15 protein-coding genes are annotated in these 16,825 nt (G+C 71.9%); 3 read left to right on the top strand and 12 right to left on the bottom strand.

The window, feature by feature from the left end; all coding sequences use genetic code 11:
- Positions 1 to 2: 2 nt before the first annotated feature.
- From BUE30_RS03015 to purC, 10 genes are all read right to left on the bottom strand, one after another.
- Positions 3 to 2,729, bottom strand: a complete 2,727-nt coding sequence (locus BUE30_RS03015) for an Rne/Rng family ribonuclease (RefSeq protein ID WP_073326346.1) — start codon at positions 2,727 to 2,729, stop codon at positions 3 to 5.
- A 599-nt stretch (positions 2,730 to 3,328) separates the two neighbouring features.
- A complete protein-coding gene (locus BUE30_RS03020) occupies positions 3,329 to 3,934 on the bottom strand; it encodes a hypothetical protein (protein WP_139300451.1) in 606 nt (201 codons plus the stop codon).
- Positions 3,935 to 4,106: 172 nt separating this feature from the next.
- The gene (locus BUE30_RS03025) at positions 4,107 to 5,438 is read right to left on the bottom strand and encodes a sigma-54-dependent transcriptional regulator (protein ID WP_073326348.1); all 1,332 of its coding nucleotides are present in this window, start codon (positions 5,436 to 5,438) and stop codon (positions 4,107 to 4,109) included.
- Positions 5,439 to 5,474: 36 nt separating this feature from the next.
- On the bottom strand, positions 5,475 to 7,235 hold the full coding sequence (locus BUE30_RS03030) for a sensor histidine kinase (protein ID WP_073326349.1): 1,761 nt from the start codon (positions 7,233 to 7,235) through the stop codon (positions 5,475 to 5,477).
- A gap of 36 nt (positions 7,236 to 7,271) precedes the next feature.
- Positions 7,272 to 7,940 carry a phosphoribosylformylglycinamidine synthase subunit PurQ gene (gene purQ, locus BUE30_RS03035; RefSeq protein ID WP_073326350.1) on the bottom strand — a complete coding sequence of 223 codons (669 nt, stop codon included), beginning with the start codon at positions 7,938 to 7,940 and terminating at the stop codon, positions 7,272 to 7,274.
- A complete protein-coding gene (locus BUE30_RS03040; protein ID WP_139300452.1) occupies positions 7,937 to 8,368 on the bottom strand; it encodes a DUF3592 domain-containing protein in 432 nt (143 codons plus the stop codon). Before BUE30_RS03040 ends, purQ begins: the two co-directional genes overlap by 4 nt.
- Positions 8,369 to 8,439: 71 nt before the next feature.
- Positions 8,440 to 9,024, bottom strand: coding sequence for a 5' nucleotidase, NT5C type (locus BUE30_RS03045; RefSeq protein ID WP_073326352.1), 585 nt, complete (start codon positions 9,022 to 9,024; stop codon positions 8,440 to 8,442).
- Complete coding sequence (locus BUE30_RS03050; RefSeq protein WP_073326353.1) at positions 9,021 to 10,061, bottom strand: zinc-binding dehydrogenase; 1,041 nt, start codon at positions 10,059 to 10,061, stop codon at positions 9,021 to 9,023. The genes BUE30_RS03045 and BUE30_RS03050 overlap by 4 nt, the downstream gene beginning before the upstream one ends.
- A complete protein-coding gene (gene purS, locus BUE30_RS03055; RefSeq protein ID WP_073326354.1) occupies positions 10,061 to 10,291 on the bottom strand; it encodes a phosphoribosylformylglycinamidine synthase subunit PurS in 231 nt (76 codons plus the stop codon). The genes BUE30_RS03050 and purS overlap by 1 nt, the downstream gene beginning before the upstream one ends.
- A 52-nt stretch (positions 10,292 to 10,343) precedes the next feature.
- Positions 10,344 to 11,105, bottom strand: a complete 762-nt coding sequence (gene purC / locus BUE30_RS03060; RefSeq protein ID WP_073326355.1) for a phosphoribosylaminoimidazolesuccinocarboxamide synthase — start codon at positions 11,103 to 11,105, stop codon at positions 10,344 to 10,346.
- A 130-nt stretch (positions 11,106 to 11,235) separates the two neighbouring features.
- Between purC and BUE30_RS03065 the strand changes: the two genes are divergently transcribed.
- The 3 genes from BUE30_RS03065 to bmt all read left to right on the top strand — a co-directional run bounded on the left by BUE30_RS03065 (position 11,236) and on the right by bmt (position 14,667).
- The gene (locus tag BUE30_RS03065; RefSeq protein WP_073326356.1) at positions 11,236 to 11,550 is read left to right on the top strand and encodes a DUF1476 domain-containing protein; all 315 of its coding nucleotides are present in this window, start codon (positions 11,236 to 11,238) and stop codon (positions 11,548 to 11,550) included.
- 80 nt (positions 11,551 to 11,630) lie between these two features.
- The gene (locus BUE30_RS03070; protein WP_139300453.1) at positions 11,631 to 13,574 is read left to right on the top strand and encodes a DUF2156 domain-containing protein; all 1,944 of its coding nucleotides are present in this window, start codon (positions 11,631 to 11,633) and stop codon (positions 13,572 to 13,574) included.
- A 64-nt stretch (positions 13,575 to 13,638) separates the two neighbouring features.
- Entirely contained in the window at positions 13,639 to 14,667 is a 1,029-nt protein-coding gene (bmt, locus tag BUE30_RS03075; protein ID WP_073326358.1) for a betaine--homocysteine S-methyltransferase, read from the top strand.
- Positions 14,668 to 14,744: 77 nt separating this feature from the next.
- On the opposite strand, the gene ndk is transcribed toward bmt, so the two are convergent.
- Positions 14,745 to 15,167: a nucleoside-diphosphate kinase gene (gene ndk, locus BUE30_RS03080; RefSeq protein WP_073326359.1), complete on the bottom strand. Its 423-nt coding sequence runs from the start codon at positions 15,165 to 15,167 to the stop codon at positions 14,745 to 14,747.
- A gap of 102 nt (positions 15,168 to 15,269) precedes the next feature.
- A complete protein-coding gene (locus BUE30_RS03085) occupies positions 15,270 to 16,658 on the bottom strand; it encodes a helix-turn-helix domain-containing protein (protein WP_073326360.1) in 1,389 nt (462 codons plus the stop codon).
- Between the last annotated feature and the right edge of the window lie 167 nt (positions 16,659 to 16,825).

A 16,825-nucleotide genomic window follows, 5' to 3' on the forward strand; every position in this document is an offset into this window, starting at 1 on the left:
GCTCAGCGGCCGATGGACCACCAGCCCCGGCGCTTCGGCTTCGACGGCTCGTCGGCCTCGGCCATGGCGGGCTCGTCCGCCTCCTCGGGCTCCGGCTCGGCCGGCGCCTCGTCGGTCGCGGGATCGGCGGCCGGCTCGACGGGCGTCTCGGCCTGCTCCGCCGGCCCGGCCTCCGGGGCCGGAGCCGCCTGCTCCGCCGACTCGGCGGCGGGCACTTCGGGGGCGGCCGGCGTATCGGCGGCAGCCTCCTCGGCCGGGACGGCCTGCGGCATCAGGGTCGGCTCCGGGGCGGGTTCGGGCGCGGCCTCGGCCTCCGGCTCGGTCGCCGGGGTGGCCGGCGCGTCCTCGGCGGCGGCCTCCTCGGCCTTGCGCGACCGGCGGCGGCGACGCGGCTTGGGCGCCTCCTCCTTGGACGCGGCCGCGTCCGCGGGCGCGGCCTCCCCGGCCTCCGGTGCGGCCTCCGACGCGGTGTCGTCGCCGGACTTGCGGCGCGAGCGGCGGCGGCGCTTGGGCTTCTCGGCCGCGTCGTCGCCGGCAGTCTCGTCCGGCGAAGCGGAGGCGGCGACGGGCGCCTCGTCGGCCGGGGCCTCCTCGGTCTCGCCCTCGTCCTCGGGCGAGCCGTCGCCCGAATCCTGCCCGTTCTCCTGCCCCTCGTCCTCGCCGCGGCCCTTGCCCCGGCGGCGGCGGCGCCGACGGCGCTTCTTGGGCTTGTCGTCGTCCTCCGACGCCCCGGACCGGGGCTCGCTCCGCGCCTCGGCGGCGGCGGGCGCCTCGTCCCGATCCTCGTCCTCGTCCTCGTCGGGCAGGTCGGCGACGTCGTCCTCCTCCTCCTCGACGGGCATCAGCTTGGGATCGGCCTGGATGAAGGCGGTCGCCTCGGGCACGGCGCGGGTCGCGGTCTTGAACTTCTCGATCGCGAAATCGGGCGAGACGAGCGTCAGGTCCGCCTCCATCCGCACCGCCATGCCGAAGCGCATCTCGATCTGGGCGAGATGCTCGCGCTTGTGATTGAAGATGTAGTTCACGATCCCGACCGGGGCGCGGACGAGCACCTCGCGGGTGCGGCCGCGCGTCCCCTCCTCTTCCAGCTGGCGCAGGATGCCGAGCGCGACGTTGTCGTCGGACCGCAGCAGGCCCGTGCCGTGGCAATGCGGACAGGGCTGGGTCGTCGCCTCGAGCATGCCCGGCCGCAGGCGCTGGCGCGACATCTCCATCAGGCCGAAGCCCGAGATGCGGCCGACCTGGATCCGGGCGCGGTCGGTCTTGAGCTTGTCCTTCAGGCGCTTCTCGACGGCGGTGTTGTTGCGCCGCTCGTCCATGTCGATGAAGTCGATGACGATCAGACCGGCGAGATCGCGCAGCCGCAGCTGGCGGGCCACCTCGTCGGCGGCCTCGAGATTGGTCTTGAGCGCCGTCTGCTCGATCGAGCCCTCCTTGGTGGCCCGGCCGGAGTTCACGTCGATCGCGACCAGCGCCTCGGTCACGCCGATCACGATGTAGCCGCCGGAGGGCAGCTGCACGACCGGGTTGAACATCGCGCCCAGCGTGCTCTCCACCTGGTGGCGGGCATAGAGCGGCATCGGGTCGGTATAGGGTTTCACGTTCTTGGCGTGGGACGGCATGATCATCTTCATGAAGTCCTTGGCCGTCCGGTAGCCCTCGGCCCCCTCGACGATGACCTCGTCGATCTCGCGGCTGTAGAGGTCACGGATCGACCGCTTGATGAGGTCGCCCTCCTCGTAGATCTTGGCCGGAGCGATGCTCTTGAGCGTCAGCTCGCGGATCTGCTCCCACATGCGCTGCAGGTATTCGTAGTCGCGCTTGATCTCGGTCCGGGTCCGCTGGGAGCCAGCGGTGCGAATGATGAGCCCCGCGCCCAGCGGCACCTCCATCGCGCCCGCGATCTCCTTGAGCTTCTTGCGGTCGGCCGCGTTCGTGATCTTGCGGGAGATGCCGCCGCCCCGGGCGGTGTTCGGCATCAGGACGCAGTAGCGACCGGCGAGCGAGAGATAGGTGGTCAGGGCGGCGCCCTTGTTGCCGCGCTCTTCCTTGACGACCTGGACCAGCATGATCTGCCGGACCTTCACCACTTCCTGGATCTTGTACTTGCGCAGGCGCGGCTTGCGGACCGGGCGCACCTCCTCGGTGTCGTCCTCGTCGGCGACGGATTCGATCTCGTCGCGGGCATCGCCCTCGCCCTCGTCGTGGTCGTCCTCGTCCGCGGCGGGCGTGTCGACCGGGGTCTCGGCCACGGTCTCCATCGGAGAGGCGCCTTCCTCGGCCCCCTCGTCCTCGTCGAGGTCGATCGTCTCCATCCCCTCGGGGGATTTCGTCGCGGTCTCGTCGGTCTTCGCGCGGGCCGAGCGCGAGCGCGAGCGGCTGCGGCCGCGCGGCTTGTCCTCGCCCTCGTCCTCGCCCTCTTCCGAACGCTGGTTCTCGGCGTAGGCGCGTTCCTCGGCGAGCAGCGCCTCGCGGTCGGCGACCGGGATCTGGTAGTAGTCGGGGTGGATCTCCGAGAAGGCCAGGAAGCCGTGGCGGTTGCCGCCGTAATCGACAAAGGCCGCCTGCAGCGACGGTTCGACCCGCGTCACCTTGGCGAGGTAGATGTTCCCGGCGAGCTGCCGCTTCGCGGCGCTCTCGAAATCAAACTCCTCGACCTTGTTTCCGTCCACCACCACGACCCGGGTCTCTTCCGGGTGGGTGGCATCGATAAGCATTTTCTTTGCCATTTGAACCATTCGCACGCGCGCATGCCCGCGGGTCCGGGGACCGGCGGGGCACGGGGGCGTGACTGTCAGGGGCGAGGTCCGGCGCGACCGGAGCGAGGCCCCTCAGGGGCCCTGACCGCTCTGTCACTGTCGGCGCGCGAAGCATCGCGTTTCTTCTCCGACGCGGGGGATCGCTCATGCCGCCCTGGGCGGCTGGTCGGGCCCGCGCCCGTTCCAATCCCCGTCGCGGCGCCGGTCCCCTGGGGGAATGCGGCACGCCTGCACCGGGGCAGTTCAGCGGCCCATCGCTGGGCCGAACCAGTCTGAACGGGCACCGGCAATGGTGCGGCCGGCGATCGTCCCGTTCAGAAATTCCATCCGCATCGGCAAGGGCGCATTCGCCCTTCGATCCGTGAGACGGGTATACGGGAAGAGATGCCGAATTGACAATCGGAAAACTCCGGCCGGGGGTCGCAGGCCCGGCCCGCGAGGACGGACGCCCCTTCCGACACGAAGGGGGCCCGCCTGCGAAGGCGGGCCCCCGGGGCCGGTGGCGGCCGGTTGGGGCCGGTCGGGGCCGGTCGGGGCGGATCCCTGCCCCGCCAGTGCATGACGGACCGCTACCGCTCCGCGATGCCGAAGCCGTAGACCTGCTCGGTCTCGCCGCCCATGATCGCCGTTCCGTCGAACTGGAGCTCGGCGGTGCCCGCATCGGCACCCCGGAAGAACCCGGCCATGTCGAGGTCGAGCTGCGCGTCGCCCGACTCGAAGGCGACGGTGCCCGTCACATCCCCGTCGAGCGCGCCGTCCGCGAGTGTCCCGTTGGTGATCGCGATCCCGCCGGAGCCGGACTCGTAGACCTCCTCGTCGGGGTCGCCATAGACGAAGTTGTCCAGCCGTCCGGTCACCGAGCCGTCGTCGAACCCGACATCGACGCGCAGATCGGAATAGACCGAAATGTCGTCATTGAAATGGTTGCTGCGGATGTCCTCGACCGTCGAGAAGCCCGCCGCGCCCTCGTAGGTCGCGGTTCCCGCGGCCGGGAGGGCGGAGGGGTCGGTCGGCGCCAGCTGCCGGGCGGCGACGTCGAGATCGTAGAGGCGGCCCTGGGCGCGGCCGAATTCGCCGTCGCCGACGCCGCCCCCGGCCATCCCCTCGATCCCGCCGCAGGCCGTGAGGGCCGCGAGCGCAAGCATGAGGGTCGTGCGGCAAACCAAGCTGTTCATTCGATATTCCTTACTCACATGATCGTGAGCGGACCCTGACCGGATGACTCCCGAGAGGCCAACCGTATCGGGCACGGAACGTCAGCCGGCGTGACCTTTTTGCACTAATCCCATGTTTACGCTCGATAATTCCGAAGACAGGTTCGCACGCAGATGGCGAAACGATGACCTTTCAGAGGTAATCCGCCCGCTGCAGGCCGTATTTCGCCATCTTCTCGTTCAGCGTCCGGCGCGGCAGCTGGAGTTCCTCCATCACGCTCACGATCGAGCCCTTGTGCCGGCGCATCGTGTTGTCGATCAGCATGCGCTCGAAGGCCTCGACGAATTCCTTGAGGGGCTTGCCCTCGGTCGTCATGGCGGGCCGGGCCTCCTCGGTATCGGCCATCAGGAGCGAGGCGATCGACCCCGTGCCGCGCCGGTTCTGCAGCACCGCGCGCTCGGCCACGTTGATGAGCTGGCGCACGTTGCCGGGCCAGGGCGCCTGCAGCAGTTGCGCCGCCTCCTGCGCGGTGACCTCGGGCGGCTCGCAGCCGTATTCGTCGGCATATTGCTCGCCCAGCCGGGTGAAGAGCGTGAGGATGTCCTCGCCCCGCTGGCGCAGCGGCGGCACGACGATCCGAAGGGCGGCGAGGCGGTAGTAGACGTCGGGCCGCATCTGGCTCTCGCAGGTCTTGCCCTCGTCCTGGAGGTTGCAGATCGCGACGATCCGGGTCTCTGCCGGGGTGCCCTGGTCGTTGATCGCCGTCAGCAGGCGGGCCTGGGTCTGGGTCGACAGCGTCTCGATGTCCTCGAGGACGAGCGTGCCGCCCCGCGCTTCCTCGATCGCCGGGATCGGGTCGTCCTCGCCGGCGGGGCCGAAGAGGCGGGTGGTCAGCGCCTCTTCGGAATAGGCCCCGCAGGAGACGATGACGAACTTCTTGGATGCCCGGGCACCGACGGCATGCAGGGCGTGGGCGACGAGCGTCTTGCCGGTCCCCGTCTCGCCCTCGATGAGGACGTGGCCGTCGGCCTGGCCGAGGTCGAGGATGTCCTCCTTGAGCCGCTCCATCGCCGGGGAGGAGCCGATCAGCTTCTTCATCAGGGCCGAGCCGTCCGAGAGCTCGCGCCGCAGCGCCCGGTTGTCGAGGGCGAGGCGGCGGGCATTGGTGGCCTTCTTCGCCAGTTCGGTCATCCGGTCCGGATTGAACGGCTTCTCGAGGAAGTCGAAGGCGCCGATCCGCATCGCCTCCACCGCCATCGGCACGTCGCCGTGGCCGGTGATCATGATGACCGGCAGCGAGCTGTCGACGCCCTTGAGCTTCTTGAGCAGCTGCATCCCGTCCATGCCGGGCATGCGGATGTCGGTCACCACGATGCCGGGATAATCCGGGCCCACGCCCTTGAGCGCGTCCTCGGCCGAGGCGAAGACCTCGGTGTCGAAGCCCGATAGGGCCAGCCATTGTCCTATGGACTGGCGCATGTCCTTCTCGTCGTCGACGATCGCGACCTTCATCGTCTTGGCCATCGATTGCCCTCCTTGGTGCCGGAAGGGCCCGCCCCGCTATTCCGCGGCCTGACGGGACACCTCCATGATCGGCAATTGCAGTTCGAAAACGGCCCCCCCGTCGGGCGAGTTCCGGGCGGTGAGCCGCCCGCCGAGATCGGCGACGATCCCCGAGGAGATCGCGAGTCCGAGGCCGACGCCCTCGCCCGCCTCCTTGGTGGTGTAGAACGGCTCGAACAGCTTCTCGAGATCGTCGATCCCGGGGCCGTTGTCGCGCACGGTCAGGCGCATCGTCTCGCCTGCCGCCAGAAGGATTTCAATCCGCGGTGCCGCGACGTCCTTGGTCGCGTCGATCGCGTTTCGCAGAAGATTGATGATCACCTGTTCCAGCCGCAGCCGGTCGCCGAGGATCATCACCGAATGGGCGGGCAGCGTGCGGTCGATCCGGATCGTCCGGGTCTTGAGCTGCGGCTCCATCATCGACAGCGCGCTGGACACGGCCGCCCGCGCATCGACCGGGGCAAAGGCATCCTGCCCCTTGCGGGCATAGGATTTCAGCTGCCGCGTGATCGCTCCCATCCGGTCGATCAGGTCGTCGATCCGCTGGAAGCTCGACAGCGCCTCGTCCGGGCGCTTGCGCTGCAGCAGCAGCCGCGCGCCGGCCAGATAGGTCTTCATCGCGGCGAGCGGCTGGTTCAGCTCGTGGCTCACGCTCGCCGACATCTCGCCCAGCACCGCCAGTTTCGAGGATTGCTGCAGCGACTGCTCGGCCACCTGCAGGTTCGCCTCCGCCCGTTCGCGTTCGGCGATCTCGCTCTGCAGGCGCGCGTTCAGGGCCCGCAGCTCGGCCGATTCCCGCTGGAAGAGGACCAGCCGCGACGCCGTCTTGCGCGAGGACAGCCAGAAGCCCGCCGCGAGCAGGATGGCAAAGCCCATGATCTCGAGCGCGAGAACTCCGTTCACGCGCTCGCGGACCGAGGTGTAGGTCGTGTAGCCGACGATCTTCCACCCCTGGAACGGCACGCGCAGTTCCTGCCGCATCACCGCCTCGCCGCGGAAATAGGCCTCGAAGGGCAGCGCGGTCCAGTCGCGGCTCTGGCGGAAGGCGCGCTCGATCGCCGAGGGGGGATCGGTCACGGCGAGCGCCTCGGTCTCGGTCAGGCCGCGCCAGCGCGGCTCGGTCGACAGGATGATCGTCCCCTCGCTGTCGGTCACGATCACCGCGTCCGACGTCCCGGCCCAGCTCCGCTCCAGCTTGGCGAGGTCGACCTCGACCGAGATCACGCCGAGCACGTTGCCTCCGCTCTCGATCTTGCGGGAATAGGAGAAGGCGTAGGCCCCCGATTCCCGCCGCCAGCTGGTGAAGACGGTGGTCGAGGCGCGCAGCGCGTCGACGAAGAACGCGCCCTGCCGGTGCGTCTCGCCCAGCCGCGAGCGGTCGGTCGCGGCGACGATGCGCCCCTGCCGGTCGTAGAGCACGATCGAGGCGGCGCCGATCTCGTCCACGAATGTCAGCAGCCGCTGGGTGGAGCGCGAGTAATCGGCGCTGTTGAGCGCCCCGATCAGCTCGGGGTCGCGGGCCAGCAGCTGCGGCACGGTCGAGCTGCGCTGCAGCTCGGCCACCAGCGTGCCCACGTTGAGGGTCAGCCGGACCTCGGCGCGGTTGCGCGTCGTCTCGGTGAAGCGTTCGGTGAGGTACTGGTTGGTGAACCAGACGACAGCGACGGCGAGCACGCAGAAGGCGAGGGTCGCGCCGCGCGCGATCCAGGTCCGCCAGGCCTCGGCCCGGGCGCCGCCATCGATGGGGTCCTCCGCCATTCCGGCAAGTTAGGGCCGCCTCGCCCCGCGCTCAAGTCACGCGTGGGCCAGCGCGGTCACCATCCCGTCGAAGAAGGCGGCGCCATCGGTGCCGCCATGGCCCGGATCGGCGGCGCGCTCGGGATGCGGCATCATCCCCAGGACGCGCCCGTTCTCGGACAGGATACCGGCGATGTCCCGCTGCGAGCCGTTCGGATTGCCGAGGTAGCGGAACGCGACGCGCCCCTCCCCTTCCAGCCGGTCCAGCGTGGCGCCGTCGGCGTAGTAATTGCCGTCGTGATGGGCGATGGGGATCTCGATCCGCTGCCCCAGCGCGTAACCGCGCGCGAAGAGGTTGTCCTGCGACTCCACCCGCAGGGTGACGGTCCGGCAGATGTATTTCAGCCCCGCGTTCCGCAGCAGCGCGCCCGGCAGAAGCTTGAGCTCTGTCAGCACCTGGAAGCCGTTGCACACGCCCAGCACGTAGCCGCCCCGCACCGCGTGGTCCGACACGGCCCGCGCGATCGGCGATTGCGCCGCGATGGCGCCGCAGCGCAGGTAATCCCCGTAGGAGAAGCCGCCCGGCACCGCGACGAGGTCGATCCCGTCCGGCAGGCGATCCTCCTTGTGCCAGACCATCGTGACCTCTGCCCCTGCGCGGCGCAGCGCCACGGCGATGTCGCGGTCGCAGTTCGAGCCGGGAAAGACGGTGACGGCGGCTTTCATGTGCGTCCCTTTCCGAAGACGAAGCGGTCGAGCGCGGCCCAGGTCGGCAACGCGACGATTGTGAAGCCCAGCGTGAACAGCGCCAGCATGGCGGGGATGAACCACAGCCCCCGCCACGTGTCCATCCGCACGTCGCCGGTCCCGCCGGGGAGCGCGCGGATCGGGGCGGTCTCGCCGACCGCCAGGTCGGACGCGCCATGGGCCGGGCCGATGCTGGCCCGGCGGGTCTCGCCCCCCAGCTGGTAAGTGAAGATCGGCTCGTAATTCGTGACGCCCGCGTCGAAGAGCGTCTCGCCCGGACGTTCGTGGAGTTCGGCCACCGTGCCGTTCACCGGGACCGAGCGCAGGTACCAGAGCCCGTCCGCGGCGAGGAAGCCCAGCGTCGCCAGCGCGAACAGGACCGGCCCCGCCCAGATCACGATCGCCATCCGTCCCCGCCAGGTCGGGCGCCACGCCGCGGCGCCCCCGGACGGCCGGCGGCTGGGGCGGCGCGGGCCCATCACCGGGCCGCGATCCGCCCCGCGCCGGGACCGGGCGCGCGGGCCATGCGCTCGATCGCCTCGACCGCGTCGCCGTCCTCGTCCCCGGTCCAGCCGGTCAGGCGGAAGGGCCAGTCCGACAGGCGGTTGTGCGGCGCGTCGAACAGGATGCCGCGCCCGGCGAACCTGGCGAAATGGCGGAGCGAATCGTCGATGAGCAGGTCGGCGGCGATCACGCTCTTGTCGCCGCAGAAGACGAAGTTCTGCACGTCGAGGAAGGGAAAGTGATCCCTCAGCCACTCGAACTTGTGGGCCAGCGACATCGGGTAGTCCATCGCGGCCGTCGCGATGAAGAGATCGTGCCGCGCATGCAGCGCGCGCAGCGCCTCGGCCGCGCCCGGCATCACGGCGAAGGTGCCGTAGATCGCCCCGCGCCGCAGCTCCTCCTCCAGCGCCTCGGCCGCCTCGGGCGGGATCACGTCCTTGAACTTCCGCCCGTCCATCTCGGCGTCGACCACCTCGACCCCGCAGGCGCGGCGGATCGCCTCGCGCTTGCCGGCCAGGGTGTCGGCGATCACCTCGTCCATGTCGACCGCGATCCTCATGCCCCGGTCCCCGTCATCACGGGCACGCCCGGAGCCGTCGGTCCGTCGAAGGCGGCGAGCGCGTCCGAGACGCCCGCGAGGTCGATCCGCTGCCCGATCATCGGCGCGAAATCCACCGCGCCGCCCGCGATCAGCGAGAAGAGCGAGGGATAGCGATGCGCCGGCATCCCCTTCGAGCCGTAGAGGGCGAGGTTCTTCATGAAGACGGCGTTGAGATCGATCTCCATCCGCGCGGTATGGCCGATCGGCATGCCGCATTGCACGTGCCGACCCAGCGGCCGCAGACAGGCGAGCGAGGCGTTGAGCGTGGGCTCGATCCCCACCGCCTCGACGCTGACATGGGCGCCGCCGCCGGTGATCTCGCGGATCCGCTCGACCGCGTCCGGACCCCGCGCGTTCACCGCCGCCTCGGCGCCGTGCGCGCGGGCGAAGTCCAGCTTCTCGTCCACCACGTCCACGGCCACGACCCGCGCCCCCATCGCCCGGCCGATCAGCAGCGCGGCAAGGCCGACGCCCCCCGTGCCGTGGATCGCCAGCCATTCGCCGGGGGCGAGGGCGGCGCGGTCCGTCAGCGCGTGGTAGGCCGTCATCACCCGGCAGCCGAGGCCGGCCGCGGTGACGGGGTCGAGGAAGTCCGGCAGCCGGTGCAGGTTCTGCGCCGCCCGCGGCACCGCCACGTAGTCGGCGAACGCGCCCGGCGCGCCGAGGCCGGGATAGACCATGTCGGGGCAGGTATGCTCCTGCCCCGCACGGCAGGCCGGGCATTGCCCGCAGGACACCAGGAACGGCGCGACCACCACCTCGCCCGCGGCCCAGCCGGCGCGGGGCCCCGCCTCCACCACCTCGCCGCAATATTCGTGGCCGAGGATCGCGCCGGGCTTCACCCGCGGATGCTCTCCCGTCCAGGCATGCCAGTCCGACCGGCAGACGCCGCAGGCCAGCACCTTCAGCACCACCCCGTCCTCGGGGCACGCCGGGTCCGGCGCGGTCTCGATCTGCAGCGGCGCGCGGTATTCCCGCAGGATCGCCGCCCGCATCAGGCCAGCTCGACCCGGTAGCTCTCGATCACGGTGTTGGCGAGGAGCCGCTCGCACATGGCGCGCACCTCCGCCTCGCCGGTGCCGTCGGCGAGGTCGAGCTCGATCACCTTGCCCTGCCGCACGCCGCCGACCCCGTCGAAGCCCAGCGCGCCCAGCGCGTGGCGGATCGCCTCTCCCTGCGGGTCGAGCACGCCGTCCTTCAGCATCACGGTGACACGGGCTTTCATGGGCGCTCCCCTTCCCTCTTCGCAGGGATCACAAATACCTCGGCCGGACGCTTCAGTTGATGAGCGTCGGCTTGGGCCGGTGGGTGACGTTGGACGGCAGGACGCCCAGCCGCCGGGCGACCTCGGTATAGGCATCGGCGAGGCTGCCGAGATCGCGGCGGAACACGTCCTTGTCCAGCTTCTGCCCGCTCTCGATGTCCCACAGGCGGCAGCTGTCGGGGCTGATCTCGTCGGCGACGACGAGTCGGGGATAGTCGTTCTCCCAGATCCGGCCGATCTCGATCTTGAAATCGACCAGCTTGATCCCGACACCGTGCATCACCCCGGCCATGAAGTCGTTCACCCGCAGCGCGAGGGCGACCATGTCGTCCATGTCCTGCTGCGACGCCCAGCCGAAGGCGATGACGTATTCCTCGGGGACGAGCGGATCGCCCAGCGCGTCGTCCTTGTAGCAGAACTCGACGATCGGGCGGGGCAGCGCCGTGCCCTCCTCCAGCCCCAGCCGCTTGGCCATGGATCCGGCGGCGAAGTTGCGCACGATCACCTCGAGCGGGATGATCTCGACCTGGCGGATCAGCTGCTCGCGCATGTTGAGGCGGCGGATGAAATGGGTCGGCACGCCGATCGCGCCGAGGCCGGTCATGAAGAACTCGCTCAGGCGGTTGTTCAGCACGCCCTTGCCGTCGATCACGTCCTTCTTGGCGCCGTTTCCGGCGGTCGCGTCGTCCTTGAAGTACTGCACGAGCGTGCCCGGCTCCGGCCCTTCGTAGAGGATCTTCGCCTTGCCCTCGTAGACTTTCTTGCGACGCGCCATCGACAATACTCCGCTGCCCCGCCGGGAGGGGCAGGGCCTTGCGGCCTCTTACGGCAAGGCCCCCTTGCGGGCAAGCCGGGCGCTGGTCATATCCTCCCCCGGAGACAGCAGCTTGCCGAGGAGAATGCAGATGGCCCAGTTCGACGACCGTCAGAAAGGCTTCGAGGCGAAGTTCGCCCACGATTCCGAGATGCAGTTCAAGGCCGAGGCGCGGCGCAACCGCCTGCTCGGCCAATGGGCCGCCGGAAAGCTGGGCAAGACCGGCGACGAGGCCGAGGCCTACGTCAAGGAGGTCATCCGCGCCGATTTCGAGGAGGCGGGGTCCGAGGACGTGGTGCGCAAGGTCGCCGCCGACCTGCAAGGCAAGGCGACCGAGGACGAGGTCCGCGCCAAGCTCGACGAATGCCTGGTCGAGGCGAAGGGCCAGCTCGCCGACGAGAACTGATCGCGACCCGCCCCGCCTTAACGCGCCGTTGAGACCCCGCCCCTAGACCGCCCCCCGGGACAACCGGGAAGGGTCGGATGATGGCGGTCGGGATCGCGGCAGGCGGCGCGCGGCGCGGGTCATGGCGCATGGCGGCGGGGCTCGCGGGTCTCGCGCTGGGCCTGTGGTTGCTGGGGCGCATCGGGCAGGACCTCGATCTCGGCGACCTGCGCGGGGCGCTCGGTCGGGTGCCGCCCGCCGGTTACGGCATGGCGCTGCTGGCCGCCGCCGCCGGGCTCTGGGCGATGGGGCGGCTCGACGCCGCGATGCACCGGGCGCTGGGAACCGGGATCGCGCCGGCCCGCGCCGCGCGGGCGGCGACCGTGGCGGTCGCGATCAGCCAGACTGCGGGATTCGGCCTGGTCACCGGCGGCCTCGCCCGGTGGCGCGCTTTGCCGGGGGCGGCACCGCTCGCCGTCGGGCACGTCACCGCCTTCGCCTCGCTCTCCTTCCTCGCCGCGGCCGCGGCACTCGCGCTCGCCGCGCGGGCGCTCGGCGCGGGCGAGGTGCTGCCGCTGGTCGGGCTGGCGCTGGTCGGGGGCGCCCTGCTGCGCGCCGGTCTCGTCCGGCCGGCCTGGGCCGCGCTCTGGACCACCGCGCTCGACACGGCGCTGGCGGCGGCCGCGCTCTGGCTGCTCTGGGGGGGCGGCCCGGCCAGCGGGCTGTCCTTCACCGCCTTCTACGCGATCTTCGTGCTCGCCTTCTGGACCGGACTCGTCAGCCAGTCGCCCGGCGGGCTCGGCGTGTTCGAGGCCGCGATGATCGCGATGCTGCCGGGGGGCGCGACGGCCGACCTCGTCGCGGCGCTGCTGGTCTGGCGGCTGGTCCTCTTCGCGCTGCCCGCCATCCTCGCGCCGCTCGCCCTGATCCGCCCGCGCCCCGGGGAGGACCTCGCCCCCCTGCCCGCTTCGGCCGCCCGCGCCCTCTCGCGGCGGATGGACGATCCCGACTGGGCCCTGATCGCGCAGGGCGGCGGCATCGTCGCCCCGGGCGGAGGCATCGCGTGGCATCGCCGGGTCTGCGCGGGCCTGCTGATGACCCTCGGCGCGCCGTCGCGTCTGCCGGGCCCCGCGGACCTCGCCGCCCTCCGGCGCGCGGCCGAGGACGAGGGGACCACGCCGCTGCTCTACCGCCTGCCGCCGCGCGCGGCGGCCCGGATACGACAGCTGGGCTGGGCGGTCGTGCGGGTCGGGCGCGAGGCGCGGATCGACCTGCCCGCATGGCGTCTCGACGGCCCCGAGCGCCGGCAGCTGCGCCGCAAGGTCGCCGCCGCGCGCAAGGCCGGCCTGCGGGTCGAGATCCGCCCCCCCGGCGCGCCCCTTCCGCTGGAGGCGATGGAGGCCATCCACCGGGAATGGGAGGCCGGCCGCCGGTTCGAGCGCGGGCTGGTCATGGGCCGCTTCGCCCCCGATCTCTTCACCACGCAGAGCGTCGCGCTCGGCTGGCAGGACGAACGCCTCGTCGCCTTCGCCAGCTTCCTCGTCACCGACGTGATCTGGGGTCTCGACCTCATGCGGCAGCGCGCGGACGTTCCCCCCGGCACGATGCAGGGCCTCGTCGTCGCCGCGATCGAGGCGGCGGGGCGGGCCGGGGCGCGGACGATGTCCCTCTCGACCCTCCCCGATCCCGAGGGGCGCCTGGTCCGCGCCCTCACCCGGCGGACACGCACGGGCCTGCACCAGTTCAAGGCGTCCTTCGGCCCCGACTGGCGGCCGGTCCATGCCGCCGCGCCGAACCGGATCGCCCTCGCCCTCGGGCTCGCGCGGCTGACCCAGGCGATCCGCTGGCCGGGCCGGCTGCCCCCCGGGGCGGTCACGACCCTCGCGATGCGATCCGGAGGCGCGGCAGGGCCCGTCGCGCCCCTTCCGGCGCGGTGCCCCCCTGCAGAAGCGTCGCCCCACCGGCTCGGGCGAGCCGGCGCGAAGGGGGGCGGCCCCGCCAGCGACATTGCCGGGGACAAAGTGCACCGGCGCGTTTCGGTTTGATCTTGGCCCGCCCTCATGGCATGGCCCGCGCCGTGTCCGCCCCTTGCCGCAGAAAGCGACGCCCATGTCCGACGACGCCCTCAGCCGCCTGCTCGCGACCCGCGGCTGGCTCCTCGCCGACGGGGCGACGGGGACCAACCTCTTCAACATGGGCCTGCAATCGGGCGACGCGCCCGAGCTGTGGAACGTCGACGAGCCCGACAAGATCCGCGCCCTCTACCACGGCTCGGTCGAGGCGGGGAGCGACCTGTTCCTCACCAACACCTTCGGCGGGAACGCCGCGCGGCTGAAGCTGCACGACGCGCAGGACCGCGTGCGCGACCTCAACCGCGTCGGGGCCGCGCTCGGCCGCGAGGTGGCCGACGCCTCGGGCCGCGACGTGATCGTCGCGGGCTCGGTCGGGCCGACGGGCGAGATCTTCGCCCCGATGGGCCCGCTGACCCACGAGGCGGCGGTCGAGATGTTCCACGAACAGGCCGAGGGCCTGAAGGAGGGCGGCGCCGACGTGCTCTGGGTCGAGACGATCAGCGCGCCCGAGGAATTCCGCGCCGCGGCCGAGGCCTTCTCCCTCGCCGGGATGCCCTGGTGCGGCACGATGAGCTTCGACACGGCGGGCCGCACGATGATGGGCGTCACCTCGACCGACATGGTCAAGCTGGTCGGCAAGCTGGCCGCGAAGGGGCAGGCCCCCCTCGCCTTCGGCGCCAATTGCGGCACCGGCGCCTCGGACATCCTGCGCACCGTGCTCGGCTTCGCCGCCGCCGGGCCGGACTGGCCCATCATCTCGAAGGGCAATGCGGGCATCCCGAAATACCAGGGCGGGCACATCCATTACGACGGCACGCCCGAGCTGATGGCCGATTACGCGGCGATGGCGCGGGATGCGGGCGCGACGATCATCGGCGGCTGCTGCGGCACCACGCCCGAGCACCTGGTGAAGATGCGCGAGGCGCTCGAGACGCGGCCGAAGGGCGAGCGCCCGACGCTGGACCGCATCACGCAGGCGCTCGGCGCGTTCTCCTCGGCCAGCGACGGGACGGGCGACGATCCGGGCCCCGCGCGGCGCACGGGCGGCCGGCGTCGCCGCGGCTGATCCCGCGCAGACACCTCGTGACGACGAAAAAGAGGCCCCGCGGGGCCCCTTTCACGTTCCGGCGGTCGGGGCGGCGCTCAGCCGACCAGCTCGAGCCCCGAGAAGAAGAACGCGATCTCCTCCTTCGCGGCCTCGGGCGAGTCGGAGCCGTGGACCGAGTTCTCGCCCACGCTCTCGGCGAATTCGGCGCGGATCGTACCCGGCGCGGCATCGGCGGGGTTGGTCGCGCCCATCACGTCACGGTTCTTCTGGATCGCGCCCTCGCCCTCGAGGACCTGCACCACGACCGGCTCGGAGGCCATGAAGGTGGTCAGCTCGTCGTAGAAGGGACGCTCGGCATGGACCTTGTAGAACTCGCCGGCCTGCGCCTTGCTCAGGTGGATGCGCTTGGAGGCGACGACGCGCAGGCCCGCATCCTCGAATTTCTTGACGACGGCGCCGGTCAGGTTGCGGCGGGTGGCGTCGGGCTTGATGATCGACAGGGTGCGTTCGGTGGCCATGTTGGGCTCCTCGGATGGTGGATCGGGGCCGGCCGGTCGGGCCGCCGCCTGCGGTTTGCGCGCGCCCCCTAGCACGGGGGTCCGGGCTGGGAAAGCCGCCGCTCACGCCTCGGGCAGGACCGAAGCCTCGCGCCGGGCCGGGCAGTCCGCCCGGGGACAGATCCGGCAGCCGGGCCCGGCGGGATGGGTCGGGGCGGCGCCCGCCGGCGCGGCGCGCACCAGCATGGTCGAGAGCAGCAGTTCGGGGCCGCCGAACCCGGCGGGCCCCGACCGCTCGGCGACGGCGTGGACGGCGAAGCGGGGCGTGCCGTGGGTCGGCAGATCGACGATGCCGGCGATCCCCCGGCCCGGCGCGGCGAGCGCGGCGTAGAGCGGCCAGACCGGGCATCCGGCCCCGGTCCGGGGCAGCGCCAGCCCCGGCAGCGCGCGCAGCGACAGCAGCGCCCCCGCCCCGTCGCAGAGGGCGAGGCCGAAGGCCGGGTGCCCCGCCGATGGCGGCAGGGCGCCCAGACGCCGCAGCACCCGCGCCAGCGGCGCGTCGAAGCGGCGGGCGAGCGCGGCGGGATCGTGACCGCAGTCCCGCGCGGCCGCCGCGAAGGGGCCGAGCGGCAGCGAGGCCGCGTCCGCCCGGTAGCGGGCGAACCAGGCGGCGGCGAGCGGGCGCGCCCGCGGACCGAGGCCGGGCACGGCCGCGGCCAGGGCCTCCGGCGCGGCGGGCCGGTCCCCTTCGAGTTCGGCGACGTGATGCCCGATCCGGTCAAGATGGACGGCGAAGGCGTCGGCCCCGCTGGTCCCCGCGTCGCCGCCCTCCGGCGCGACCGCCTCGGCGAGCGTCCGGCTCGCCTCGGCCAGGCGCACGCTGTCGGCATGGATGTTGCGATGGAAACGGCGCAGCCAGTCGCCGTCCAGCGGCTCTCCCCCGTCGAGGATTGCGGCGGTGGAGCGGATCGCGGTCACGGTCGAGACCACCTCGTGCAGCGAGGCGGCGAGCCGGGGGTCGTGGCCCAGCCGATCGGTGAGGGCGGCGATCTCGGCCCGGAGCGCGGCGATCCGCTCTGCCTGGGCGACGATCAGCCCGGCCCAGCCCGGCCAGGCCTGGGCCAGCTCCTCGGCCCGGTCGATCTCGGGGGCCTCGCCCGTGTCGCCGCCCGCTCCGCCCTCCGTTCCGGCCCCCGTCCCGGCCCCGGTCCCGGCCCCCGTCCCGTCCCCTGTCCCGGCCCCGGCTGCGACGAGGGCGTCGAGCAGCTGCGTGCCCACCCCTTCGGTCAGGGCGGCGGGGGGCGCCTCGAGCAGGGCCGCGATCCGCAGCAGCAGCCGGCCGCCGATGCGGCGGCGATTGTGCTCGATCAGGTTCAGATAGGAGGGCGAGATGCCCGCCGCCTCGGCCAGGGCCGCCTGGGTCATGCCGCGGTCGATCCGCCGCGCGCGGATCCGCGTTCCGGCGAGCCGGTTGCGCGGCGATGCGGCAGAGGTTCGATCCCTAGCGACCATTGGGCGGAGCCTCGCGAATGCTGCAGGTGCGGGAAAACGGATTGACGGATTTACCGCTACACTTGTCGACAGATTTACAGAAAAACCGTGACGGGGGAACCGCTTGTTGAGAACGACCCCGCCTGCCCCGATGCTGGATCCGCGCGGGGTCCGCCCCGCATGCGACG

The sequence above is a fragment of the Wenxinia saemankumensis genome (assembly GCF_900141735.1).
In the GTDB taxonomy this organism is placed as follows: Bacteria; Pseudomonadota; Alphaproteobacteria; order Rhodobacterales; family Rhodobacteraceae; genus Wenxinia; species Wenxinia saemankumensis.

Coding starts and splice junctions, on each gene's coding strand:
- ndk (WP_073326359.1), bottom strand. CDS start 15,167: ATGGCCACCGAACGCACCCTGTCGATCATCAAGCCCGACGCCACCCGC.
- BUE30_RS03030 (WP_073326349.1), bottom strand. CDS start 7,235: ATGGCGGAGGACCCCATCGATGGCGGCGCCCGGGCCGAGGCCTGGCGG.
- BUE30_RS03050 (WP_073326353.1), bottom strand. CDS start 10,061: ATGCGGGCGGCGATCCTGCGGGAATACCGCGCGCCGCTGCAGATCGAG.
- purS (WP_073326354.1), bottom strand. CDS start 10,291: ATGAAAGCCCGTGTCACCGTGATGCTGAAGGACGGCGTGCTCGACCCG.
- BUE30_RS03085 (WP_073326360.1), bottom strand. CDS start 16,658: ATGGTCGCTAGGGATCGAACCTCTGCCGCATCGCCGCGCAACCGGCTC.
- purQ (WP_073326350.1), bottom strand. CDS start 7,940: ATGAAAGCCGCCGTCACCGTCTTTCCCGGCTCGAACTGCGACCGCGAC.
- BUE30_RS03040 (WP_139300452.1), bottom strand. CDS start 8,368: ATGGCGATCGTGATCTGGGCGGGGCCGGTCCTGTTCGCGCTGGCGACG.
- BUE30_RS03025 (WP_073326348.1), bottom strand. CDS start 5,438: ATGGCCAAGACGATGAAGGTCGCGATCGTCGACGACGAGAAGGACATG.
- BUE30_RS03045 (WP_073326352.1), bottom strand. CDS start 9,024: ATGAGGATCGCGGTCGACATGGACGAGGTGATCGCCGACACCCTGGCC.
- purC (WP_073326355.1), bottom strand. CDS start 11,105: ATGGCGCGTCGCAAGAAAGTCTACGAGGGCAAGGCGAAGATCCTCTAC.
- BUE30_RS03020 (WP_139300451.1), bottom strand. CDS start 3,934: ATGAACAGCTTGGTTTGCCGCACGACCCTCATGCTTGCGCTCGCGGCC.
- bmt (WP_073326358.1), top strand. CDS start 13,639: ATGTCCGACGACGCCCTCAGCCGCCTGCTCGCGACCCGCGGCTGGCTC.
- BUE30_RS03065 (WP_073326356.1), top strand. CDS start 11,236: ATGGCCCAGTTCGACGACCGTCAGAAAGGCTTCGAGGCGAAGTTCGCC.
- BUE30_RS03015 (WP_073326346.1), bottom strand. CDS start 2,729: ATGGCAAAGAAAATGCTTATCGATGCCACCCACCCGGAAGAGACCCGG.
- BUE30_RS03070 (WP_139300453.1), top strand. CDS start 11,631: ATGGCGGTCGGGATCGCGGCAGGCGGCGCGCGGCGCGGGTCATGGCGC.